The organism is Streptomyces sp. NPDC006925 (assembly GCF_042869575.1).
In the GTDB taxonomy this organism is placed as follows: Bacteria; Actinomycetota; Actinomycetes; order Streptomycetales; family Streptomycetaceae; genus Streptomyces.
Window position 1 is genome coordinate 78,626 of the sequence record NZ_JBIAGB010000029.1, and the last position, 11,048, is coordinate 89,673.

Annotated in this window: 7 protein-coding genes; 5 read left to right on the forward strand and 2 right to left on the reverse strand. The window is 73.3% G+C overall.

What is annotated here, in order from left to right:
* Nucleotides 1-141: 141 nt before the first annotated feature.
* Nucleotides 142-771: a GPP34 family phosphoprotein gene (locus tag ACFYNS_RS28100; RefSeq protein WP_360292967.1), complete on the forward strand. Its 630-nt coding sequence runs from the start codon at nucleotides 142-144 to the stop codon at nucleotides 769-771.
* A gap of 76 nt (nucleotides 772-847) precedes the next feature.
* Nucleotides 848-1,786, forward strand: coding sequence for an oxygenase MpaB family protein (locus ACFYNS_RS28105; RefSeq protein WP_360292964.1), 939 nt, complete (start codon nucleotides 848-850; stop codon nucleotides 1,784-1,786).
* On the opposite strand, the gene ACFYNS_RS28110 is transcribed toward ACFYNS_RS28105, so the two are convergent.
* The gene (locus ACFYNS_RS28110; protein ID WP_388605618.1) at nucleotides 1,768-3,162 is read right to left on the reverse strand and encodes an MFS transporter; all 1,395 of its coding nucleotides are present in this window, start codon (nucleotides 3,160-3,162) and stop codon (nucleotides 1,768-1,770) included. The genes ACFYNS_RS28105 and ACFYNS_RS28110 overlap by 19 nt on opposite strands.
* A gap of 103 nt (nucleotides 3,163-3,265) precedes the next feature.
* On the opposite strand from ACFYNS_RS28110, the gene ACFYNS_RS28115 reads away from it, so the two are divergent.
* On the forward strand, nucleotides 3,266-4,234 hold the full coding sequence (locus ACFYNS_RS28115; RefSeq protein ID WP_360292958.1) for a LysR family transcriptional regulator: 969 nt from the start codon (nucleotides 3,266-3,268) through the stop codon (nucleotides 4,232-4,234).
* A gap of 64 nt (nucleotides 4,235-4,298) precedes the next feature.
* Here the strand turns inward: ACFYNS_RS28115 and ACFYNS_RS28120 are convergent, their stop codons facing one another.
* Complete coding sequence (locus tag ACFYNS_RS28120; RefSeq protein WP_360292955.1) at nucleotides 4,299-5,054, reverse strand: SDR family oxidoreductase; 756 nt, start codon at nucleotides 5,052-5,054, stop codon at nucleotides 4,299-4,301.
* Nucleotides 5,055-5,304: 250 nt separating this feature from the next.
* Here ACFYNS_RS28120 and ACFYNS_RS28125 point away from each other — a divergent pair, with 250 nt between their 5' ends.
* Nucleotides 5,305-5,952, forward strand: coding sequence for a TetR/AcrR family transcriptional regulator (locus ACFYNS_RS28125; protein WP_360292953.1), 648 nt, complete (start codon nucleotides 5,305-5,307; stop codon nucleotides 5,950-5,952).
* 314 nt (nucleotides 5,953-6,266) lie between these two features.
* The gene (gene putP / locus ACFYNS_RS28130) at nucleotides 6,267-9,848 is read left to right on the forward strand and encodes a sodium/proline symporter PutP (RefSeq protein ID WP_388605620.1); all 3,582 of its coding nucleotides are present in this window, start codon (nucleotides 6,267-6,269) and stop codon (nucleotides 9,846-9,848) included.
* Nucleotides 9,849-11,048 lie beyond the last annotated feature (1,200 nt).

Sequence of the window (11,048 nt, forward strand, 5' to 3'; positions counted from 1 at the left end):
CCGCGGCCCCCTTCCTCGCGGCGTGCGGGTGGGGTGCTTCGCCGCCTATTCCTCGTGTTCGGTCTTTCCTTACGGCTCTGACCTGCTCTTTCCCCGCCTCCGACAGCGTGCTGTGATGGGGGGATGCAACGGGTCGGGGTCATGGACAGCTTGCCGGCGCGGCTCTTCCTGCTCGCGTGCGAGGTGGAGAAGGAGCAGCTCAAGTGGGGCGACCAGCTCGGGTACGCGATACGGGCCGGCGCCCTCGCGGAGCTGGAGGCGCGGGGCTGCATCGCGGACGACAAGGGCAGGGTCCGCGCGGTGGGCGGTCACCGCACCGGAGACCCCGTGCTCGACGGCGCGCTCCGCGTCATCGCCGAGCATCCCCGCGCCCGCCGCTGGCACACCTGGGTGCAGCGGGAACGCCGCCAGACCTGCCTCGCCGTGGAGGAGCAGCTGGCCGACGCCGGAGTGATCCGGGTGGAGAGCAGAGCGCTGCGCCGCAAGCGGATCACGGTGCGTGACCAGAGCGTGCCGGGAGCGCTGCGCGCGGAGGCCGTCGGGACGCTCACCGGCGGGGAGCCGGTGGCGCGGATCGAACCGTCGCGTGCCGCGCTGGCCTCGTTCGCCGCGCTGGCCCGGCTCTGCCCTGAGCTGGGCTGGCGGGTGCGGCACCGGAACCGCCGCCGCCTCAAGGAGCTGACCGCGCGGGCGGGAGTGGCCGGACCCGCGCTGAAGAAGGCGATGGACGCGCGGGCCGCGGCCAACAACGCGGGGGCCGCGGGGGGCTGATTCCGTCGCCCGGGGCACCTACTCTGGGCGCAGAGCCCTGCCCCGGTGCACAGCAGGCCCGCGGAAGGAGTGCCGCATGGTCGTCCGCAGTACGGAACCGGCGCCGGAGCCCCTGGGCCCCTCGTCGCTGACCTGGAAGTACTTCGGGGACTGGCGGGGAGTGCTGCTTGCACCGTGGGCGGGGGCGATGCAGAACATGCACCCGCAGCTCGGCGCGGGGGTGTCCGAGCACTCCCGGTTCTTCGAGGAGCGCTGGCAGCGGCTGTTCCGTTCGCTGTACCCCATCGGGGGCGTGGTCTACGACGGGCCGCGTGCAGCGGCGACGGCCCGGCAGGTGCGCGGCTACCACCGCACCGTCAAGGGCACCGATGGCGCCGGCCGCCCGTACCACGCGCTGGACCCCGACACCTTCTACTGGGCGCACGCCACCTTCTTCGTGCTCACGCTGCTGGTCGCCGACCGGCTCGGCCCGGGCCTGACGGAGGCGGAGAAGCGGAAGTTGTTCGACGAGCATGTGCAGTGGTGGCGGCTGTACGGGATGAGCATGCGCCCCGTACCGCCCGACTGGGAGGCGTTCCAGGACTACTGGACGCGGATGGCCGGGGAGGTGCTGGAGGACAACGGGCCCACTCGCGACGTGCTGGATCTGCGGATGCTCGCGAAACCGCCCGCGTTGCGGCTGCTGCCGGACACGGTGTGGCGCCTGGTACGGGGCCCGCAGGCGCGCGCCACGGTGTGGTTCACCGTCGGATTCTTCCCGCCCGCGGTGCGCCGTCGGCTGGGCTACCGGTGGAGCGACCGCGACGAGCGGCGGCTGCGCAGGATCGGGCGGCTCGTGCACCTCGGCTGGAAGCTGGTCCCGCCCTCGCGCCGCTACCACCCCAGGGCGCGCGCGGGCTGGGAGCGGGAGCAGGGCCGCAGGCCGCGCAGTGCGCCGCCGGTGGAGACGCCGGCCCGCAATCTGCCGCCGCCTCAGGAGCGCGACCTGCCCCAGCACTACGTTCCCCCGGTGTGAGCCGTCACCCGGGTGCGGCGGGCGGACACGGCCGGCAGGGTGGCGAGTGCCGCCGCCGCTGCGGCCGCCACCAGGGGGACGCCGTACGCCCAACCGGCGGAGCCGAGTGATTCCGCGGCCCGGCCCCCGGCGGCCGATCCGGCGGCGATCCCGCCGAGCAGCGCGGTGACGGCGAGCGTCATGCCCTCGTTGAGCCGCCCGGTGGGTGTGAGCCGCTGGATCAGTGCCATGCCGGTGACCATGGTCGGCGCGGTGGCCATACCTGCCACCAGGAGCGCCCCGGCCACCACGGGGAGCGGCGCCGTCAGCGCGGCGAGCAGCGGCAGGATCGCGAGTGCGGCCATGGCGGCGGTGCAGCCGGCCAGTCGCCGCCGGTCGGAGCGGGCGGGCGGCAGGGTGCCGAACGCGAGCCCGGCGACGGCGGATCCGGCCGCCTGGCAGGCGAGGACGGCGCCGCCCGCCGCCCGGTGCCCCTGCCCGTCCGCATAGGCGAGGGTCACCACCTCCAGTGCGCCGAACACGGCCCCGGTGGCTGCGAAGACGAGCAGTAGGGCCGGTGTCCCGGGCCGCCGCAGCGGTGCGGACCCGGCCCGGTTCCGCACCCGGCCGGGCGGGGGTTCCGTCGAGCGCCGCCCCAGGAAGAGCAGTGTGCCGGTGAGCAGCAGCCCGCAGCCGGCCAGGGTTCCGGCCTCGGGGAAGAGCGCGGTGCACAGGACAGTGGCGAGGACCGGCCCGAGCATGAAGCACAGCTCGTCGGCGGCCTGTTCGAACGAGTTGGCGGTGTGCCGGGCGGACGGGTCGCCGTGCAGCAGATGCGCCCAGCGGGCGCGGGCCATGCCGCCGGTGTTGGGGGTGGTGGCGGTGGCGGCGTACGCGGCGAACAGTGTCCAGACCGGCGCCCGGGTGTGGACGCAGACCACGAGCGCCAGCGAGCCGAGCAGCGCGAGCAGAGTCGCCGGCAGGGCGGCCCGGGACTGCCCGTGGCGGTCGACGGCGCGTGCCACGAGCGGTCCGGTCAGCGCGGTCGCCGCCAGGCCGGTCGCGGTGACGCTCCCGGCGAGTGCGTACGAGCCGTGCGCGTCCGCGATCATCCACACAGCGCTGACGGTGAACATGCCCATGGGCAGCCGGGCGAGGAGTCCGCCGAGCGTGAAGCCGAGGGTGCCGGGGCGGGCGAACAGCCGGGTGTACGGGCCCGCCGGGCGCGGGGCCGGGCCGCCGGAGGGGGCCGGACCCTCGGCTGGTGCCGGGCCGCCGGAGGGTGCCGGGCCGCCGGCCGGTACGGCGGGGGGCACGACCACCAGGGTGCCACCGTGGACGGTGTACCGCGGCCGGACCGGAACGGGAGGCCGACGGGAGATGCGGGGGAGGGGCATGCGACCAGCGTTGCCGCGGACGACCGGTGCGGTCCAACACCTGTTGGCGGCCCTTTCACACATCCGTGTTGTGGATCGGGGGCCGCCCGCTTACCGTCTCCGGGTGTCCGACGACCTCTCCCCGCGCCGGCTGCGGGCGTTCGTGGCCGTTGCCGAGGAACTGCACTTCACCCGTGCCGCGGCCCGGCTGTATGTGGCCCAGCAGGCGCTCAGCCGCGACATCCGCGCGCTGGAGCGCGAGTTGGGTGCCGTGCTGTTCGTGCGCAGCACCCGGCAGGTGGAGCTCACCGCGGAGGGGGAGCGGCTGCTCCCGTACGCGCGCCGGACCCTGGCCGCCCACGACGAACTGGCCGCCGCCTTCGCGGGGGACGGCGAGCGGGGCGGTCGGCCGCTGGCCGTCGACGTGGCGGCTCCGGTCTCCACCGGGCAGCGGGTGCTGGAGGCGGCACGCGAGGCCGCCCCGGCCGTCGAGTTCGTCGCCCGCTACTACAGCGGGCTGACCGCGGCCGCCGCCGATGTCCTCGCCGGCCGGCTCGATGTCTCCTTCGGCCGCGTCGCCGGGCTGCCGCCCGAGACCCTGTCCGGCCTGGAGCACGCCCTGGTGCGCTACGAGCGGACGGCCGTGCTGCTGCCCGAACAGCACCGGCTCGCCGGGCTGGACGAGGTGCCGCTGGCGGAGCTGGCGGGCGAGACGCTGTACGCCGGTGCCGGGAACGACGGCACCGCCGAGTGGACCTCCTACGCGCGCGCCCTGTTCGCGGAGCGGGGCATCCGACTGGCCGCGCCCTTCCCGAAGATCGAGGGGGAGCGGGAGTTCGCCCGGGTGGTGCGGGCGAAGGGCTGGTCGGTGCTGGCGACATCGGTCTTCGTCGGTGTCGAGGGCATGGTCCTGCGGCCGCTCACCGCTCCGGTGCCGCTCTCCCCGGTGTCCATGGTCTGGCGCCGCGGGCTGCGGCACCCCGGTCTGACCGCGCTGCGGAAGGTGGCGCGCGGGTCGGCAGCGGCCGAGGACTGGCTGCGGCGTCCTCCGGACGGCTGGCTCCCGGACCAGGACGAAGCCCATCACTGCTGACTGCTGACCGCTGACCGGCTCACCCGCGCCGCTCGGCGACCGAGGCCCGACTGCCCGCGGCGGGTCAGGCGTTGGCGCCCGCGTCCACCGTGAACACCGAGCCGGTGATGCCCGCCGCTTCCGGACCGGCCAGGTGGGCCACCATGGCGGCGATGCCTTCGGGGGTGCCGTAGCGGCCGAGTGCGGTCAGGGCGCGCTGGTCGTCGGCCTGGGAACCGTCCGCCGGGTTCATCTCGGTGTCGGTGGAGCCGGGCTGGACCAGGTTGGCGGTGATGTCGCGGGCTCCCAGATCACGGGCCAGCCCCCGGGTCAGGCCGCCGAGTGCGGACTTGGAGGCGGCGTAGAGCGTGATGCCGGGCCGCGTCACGCGCTCGGCCAGGTTGCTGCCGATCGTCACGACGCGCCCTCCGGACGTCATGTGCGCGGCGGCGGCCTGGGCGGCGAGCAGTGCCGCGCGCACATGGACCGCCAGCGTGCGGTCGATCTCCTCCAAGGTGAGGTCCTCCAGCGGGCCGTTCGGGAAGATGCCCGCGTTGTTGACGAGGATGTCCAGGCGGCCGAACTCCTGCACCGTGCGCTGCACGGCTGCCACCGGGTCGGTCGCCGACGCGCTGTCGGCCCGGACGGCCAGGGCCCGGCTTCCGGAGGCGCGGAGGCCCGCGACGACCTCGGCCGCACGTTCCTTCGCGTCGACGTAGGTCAGCGCGACGTCGGCGCCGTCCGCCGCGAGGCGCCGGGCGACGGCCGCGCCTATGCCCCTGCTCCCGCCGGTGACCAGTGCTGCTCTGCCGCTGAGAGGGAGTGTCGATGCAGACGTCATGGCTGTCCTCGTTCCGGTGCGGAGGGTGGAGTCGCGCGCCCGCCTTCTATTTAGCGAGCGCTACATAATTAAGCGACGAGTATCCTCGGTCGTCAAGACCATTCGGTATCGAGCGCTAAACAAGGCCGCCTGTACCACCGCGACCGGCGGTCGACGGCACACGACGGCACACGACGGCAGGGCGCGGCAGGACAACAACGGCAGGACCACGGCAGGGCCACGGCAGGGCAACAGCAGGGAGGGGGCCGGGATGGCCACACGCGGACGGCCGCGCGCCTTCGACCGGGACGCCGCTCTCGAACGGGCGATGCACCTCTTCTGGGAGCGCGGGTACGAAGCGACCACGATGGCCGACCTCACCGCGGCCATGGGCATCCGGCCGCCGAGCCTCTACGCCGCCTTCGGCTCCAAGGAGGGCCTCTTCCGTGAGACGGTCGCGCTCTACGGCCGCACCGAGGGCGCCCTCACCCGCCGGGCGCTGTCCGAGGCACCCACGGCCCGCGAGGGAGTCCGGAGGGCGCTGCGCGGCAACGCCTGCGCGTACACCACCTCCGGCAAGCCCCCCGGGTGCATGATCGTCCTCGCCGCCACCAACTGCACCCCCGAGAACGACAGTGTTCGCGCGCTGCTGGCCGAGGACCGCCGCGCGACGGAGGGCCGGATCCGGGAGCGGATGGACCGCGGGGCCGCCGAGGGCGACCTCCCGGCCGGGGCCGACACCCGTGCACTGGCCGCCTTCTACACGACCGTCCTGTTCGGCCTCTCGGTCCAGGCCAGGGACGGTGTTCCCCGCCAGGACCTGCTCGGCGCCGTGGAAGCCGCCATGGCCGCCTGGGACACCCTGGCAGCCACCGACGGGTCCCCCGAGCCGGCCTCGGACCGGGAGCGCACTCCGTAACCGGGCCGCGGCCGTCCGGGCGGATCCGCGGCCGCCGGGCGGAGCGTTGCCGCGCCGGGCGGGGCCGTGCGCCGCTCCGGAGCCGGTCCCGCTCGCCATGCGGACCGCTCGCCCCACAGGCCGCCGGCCGCCCCGACACCCGACCCCCGCCTCCTGCCTACGCCCCGGGTCGACCTCCGCCCCCGGGCCGACACGCAGGCGCCGCGCGAGCTCTGGCGAAGGCCCCCCGTTCGGTACATTGAGACGCCAGTGCGTGACCTGCCGGGCGTGCCGACGGCCGCCTCCGAGCTCATGAACCTCGCAGGCGAGGCAACGTGTTCCACCTGAGTGTGCCGATCGTGACCGTGTTCCTCGTCTACGTGGTCGCCGTGCTCGCCATCGGTGTCCGTGCATACACCCGCACCCGCACCTTCGCCGACTTCGCCCTCGGCGGCCGCAGACTGAGCGCGTACGTCGCCGCACTGTCCGCCGGGGCCAGCGACATGTCCGGCTGGCTGTTCCTCGCCCTGCCCGGCGCGGTCTATGCGGGCGGTCTGGGTGCCGCCTGGATCGCGGCCGGTCTGGCGGTCGGCACCTATCTCAACTGGCTGTTCGTCGCGCCGCGGCTGCGCACCTACACCGAGCGCGCCGAGAACGCGGTCAGCCTCTCCGCGTACCTGGAGGAGCGGTTCGAGGACCGCACCCGGACGCTCCGGATGGTCTCAGCCGCGGTCACCCTTGTGTTCTTCACCGTCTACGTCGCCAGCGGTCTGGTGGCCGGAGGGCTGCTGTCCAAATACGTCTTCGACATCCGCTTCGGGCTCGGGGTGACTCTGACCGCTCTGGTGATCGCCATCTATTCGTGCCTCGGCGGTTTCCTCGCCGTGAGCCTGACACATGTGATGCAGGGCCTGCTGATGCTCTGCGCCCTGCTTGTGCTCCCGGCGGTCGGTGTCGCGGCGGTCGGCGGGTTCGGCGCGCTGGGCTCCACCCTCGGCGACAAGAAGGTGGGCCTGCTCGACATGGGGTCCGACGTCCACTACGCGGACGGCCAGTGGTCGGCGGGCGGAGGGCTCGGCGCCGTCGCGATCGTCTCGCTGCTCGCCTGGGGCCTCGGATACTTCGGCCAGCCGCACATCCTGGCCCGCTTCATGGGGATCCGCAGCATCCGCGCGGTGCCGGCGGCCCGCCGCATCGGCACCGGCTGGGTCGTCCTCGTGCTCGGCGGCGCCACCCTCGTCGGCCTGGTGGGAATCGCCGAACTCGACACACCGCTCTCCTCCCCGGACACGGTGTTCATCGTGCTCAGCCGCACGCTGCTCGACCCCTGGGTCGCCGGGGTGATGCTGGTCGCCGTGCTGGCCGCCGTGATGTCGACCGCGGACAGCCAGCTCCTCGTGTCGTCCGTGGCCCTGACAGAGGACTTCTACCGCGCGTTCCTCAACCGGCGTGCCCCGGACACGGTGCTGGTGCGGGCCGGTCGCGTCGCGGTCGGCGTGGTGATCCTGGCCGCCTTCACGATCGCGCTCCGCGGCGACGGACTGCTGAGCATCGTCGCCTACGCCTGGGCGGGTTTCGGGGCCGCCTTCGGCCCGGTCGTCCTGCTCTCGCTGTACTGGCCGCGGATGACCTGGGCGGGGGCCATGGCCGGGATCGTGTCGGGTGCCGCCACGGTGCTCTTCTGGAAGCGGATCAATCCCCTGCTCGGGCCGCTGGAGTCGGGCCTCTACGAGATGGTCCCGGGCGTGCTCGTCGCCACCTGTGCCGCGCTGCTGTTCGGCAGGTTCGTCGGCCGGCCGCCCAGGCGCGCCTTCTGGCGGATGCCCGGCGGCGGGATGAGCCAGTTGATGCTCAGCCCGTTCCTGAACCACGCGCCGGTCGGCATCGCGGTTCTGGACTCGGACCTGCGCTACGTCTGGGCGAACAAGGCACTGGACCGCCTGGTCCCGATGGAGCAGCGGCTGGGCCGGCAGATCGGCGAAGTGCTGCCCGGGCCGCAGGCGGAGGCGTTCGAGGCGACGATGCGCTCGGTCCTGGAGACCGGGGAGCCGGTCATGGACCACGAGTTCCGCGGCCCGCACTACCCGGACCCGTTCCGCAAACGCGCGTTCTCCGCCTCGATCTTCGTGATGACGGACCGCCAGGGCCGACACGTGGGGATCTGGTACATGGTCATCGACGTCACCGAGCGCCGGCAGGCCCAGGAGCGGCTGGCCCTGCTGAACGACGCCTCAGCCCGCATCGGCAGCACGCTGGATGTGACCCGCACAGCCCAGGAACTGGCCGACGAGGCCGTGCCGTCCCTCGCCGACTTCGTCGCCGTCGACGTGCTGGACTCGGTGATGAAGGGCGAGGAACCGGCACCCGGACCGGTCGGCATGACACCCGTGCTGCGCCGCGCGGGACAGCAGTCGGTGCGCGAGGGCTGCCCGGAGGCGACCCGCGCCGTGGGCGAAGTGGTCCAGCGCGCCCCGTCCTCGCCCGTGACCCGCAGCCTGCTGGAGAGCAGAACCCTGGTGGACCGGACGCTGGACCCCGCCACCAGCGCCTGGGTGACCGAGGACGAGTCCCTCGGCGCGTCCATCCGGGCGTTCGGCTTCCGCTCGGTGGTGGTGATCCCGGTGCGGGCGCGCGGCGTCACCCTGGGCGTGGCGACATTCGCCCGGCCCGCCCACCGGGATCCCTTCGAGCCGGACGACGTGCGCCTGGCCGAGGAGATCGTCTCCCACGCCGCGGTCTGCGTGGACAACGCGCGCCGTTTCACCCGCGAGCGCACCGCGGCGCGTTCCATGCAGCGCTCCCTGCTGCCGCAGGAGCTGACGGCGGGGAACGCGCTGACGGTGGCGTCCTGGTACCTCCCGGCGGACGTCCCCAGCGGCGTGGGCGGTGACTGGTTCGACGTCATCCCGCTCTCCGGAGCCCGGGTCGCCCTGGTCATCGGCGACGTGGTCGGGCACGGCATCAACGCGGCGGCGACGATGGGCCGGCTGCGGACCGCGGTGCGCACCCTAGCCAACCTGGACCTCCCCCCGGACGAACTCCTCGCCCACCTGGACGACCTGGTCATCGGCCTCATGGGAGCGCACAGCAGCGAGGAGCCGACGACAGCCGAGGACGAGACCGCGGGCACCGCGTTCCTCGGCGCCACCTGCTTGTTCGCCGTGTACGACCCGGTCAGCAGGCACTGCACACTCGCCCGGGCCGGTCACCTCCCACCCGTGATCGTCGGCCCGGACGGCGGCGTCGACATCGTGGAACTGCCCGTCGGACCGCCGCTCGGCCTCGGGTACCTCCCCTTCGAGTCCGCCGAACGGGAGCTGCCCGAGGGCAGCCTTCTCGCCCTCTACACCGACGGCCTCATCGAGACCTACGACCGGGACATCGACGTCGGGCTCGCCCGACTGAGCGAAGCCCTCGGCGAGCCCGGGTCCACCCTGGAGACCATCGGCCACAACGCCCTGGACGCTCTGCTGACCGGCCCGCCCGTCGACGACGCGGCCCTGCTGCTGGCCCGGACCCGGGTACTGCCCGCGGACCGCGTCGTCTCCTGGGACCTGCCCAGCGACCCGGCCGCCGTCGGGCGCGCCCGCGCCGCGGCCGGGGAACAGCTGACGCAGTGGGGCCTGGACGAACTGACCTTCACCACCGAACTCATCGTCAGCGAGCTGGTCACCAACGCCATCCGCCACGCCACCGGCCCGGTCTGCCTCCGCCTGATCCTGGACCGCGGCCTGATCTGCGAGGTCTCCGACGCCAGCAGCACCTCCCCGCGGCTGCGCCACGCCCGCACCACCGACGAGGGCGGCCGGGGCCTGCTGCTGGTGGCCCAGCTCGCCCAACGCTGGGGCACCCGCCACACGGCGACCGGCAAGATCATCTGGACGGAGCAGGCCATCCCCGGCACCGCGGAGGCGTAGGCGTCCCCCGGCAGTCACGGGAACTCGGTGCGCCGCGCGCTACGAGCGGCCCTCCTCGCGTATGACCGGACCCTTCGCAAGGGGGCGATGCCGCGGGCTGGTCGGCGGGCGGTAGCTGCACTCCGTCCTGCCACCGCAGGTGATCCGGCGCGGACCGGACCGAGCGCTGCCGGTCCGTCTCGGAGTGCCAGTACGGCATGGCCGGCACCGGCCTGCTCCGGTAGGACGCCTCGGCCGGTACCGCCGGCGCCGGGTCGGGCGTGGCCCCGGCCGCCCAGGCGCAGGCGTCCGCTGCGGACAGCGGCGCCACGAGCACGACGTCGGCCCATGGCAGCGGCTCTGACCGCCAGGGTGCGTCGTACCGGTGGCTGACCGGCCGGCCGGTCAGCTCCTCCAGCTCGGGCAGTCCGCCTCCAGCCACCGGGCGGCGGTCGGCGTGACGAACAGCCGCACGTCCCAACTCCGCCTCTGCCTTTCTCTCGGGGGTGAGGGACGGGTGAGCCCGGCGGGCGTCACGGTTGCCCAGGTCAGTGGCATGCACCGGTGGGTGTCGGGTGCGCGACAGGTGTCGTGGACCGCCGGGGTGGTGGCGGTCTGATGTTGTTCTTCGAGAGCCTGCCGGCGTATCTGGCCGGCGACTACCTCATTCAGTCGGACTGGATGGCAACGGAGAAGGTCAAGCGCTGGTGACCTGCCGTGGTTCACGGGGCCACGTATGGACTGCCGTTCTTGCTGATCACGCAGTCTCCCCTCGCGGCTGGTTGTGATCGTGGTGACCCATATCGTGCTGGACCGCTATCGGTCGCGGAGTATCTGGTCTGGGCGAGGAACTTGCTGGCGCCTGCCTCGCGGCGGGTGAAGTGGGCCGATGTCCAGGCGAACCCGGTGTGGGATCTCAGGTTCGGTGGCCAATCTCACGAGCGATGGCCACCATGTGGCCAATCGGCCACGAATCTGAGATGGGCTGGCCAGTCCGCCAACTCTTTCAAGTGCGTCAGACGTCACATGGACGGTCTCCTAGCGGTACGCCTCAGCCACCGGCCGCCACGAGAGGAAGCGATAAGAGGACCCTGGAGACGAAGGGGATCGTAGAGGTTTGGATGCCGTTAACCTCGAACTTTCGTGACGGTCTGCCGACGGAGTCGGCAGACCGTTCTTGCGTTCGGTGCTGATGGTGGGCAGGTCGGAGGCCCGGCTCTC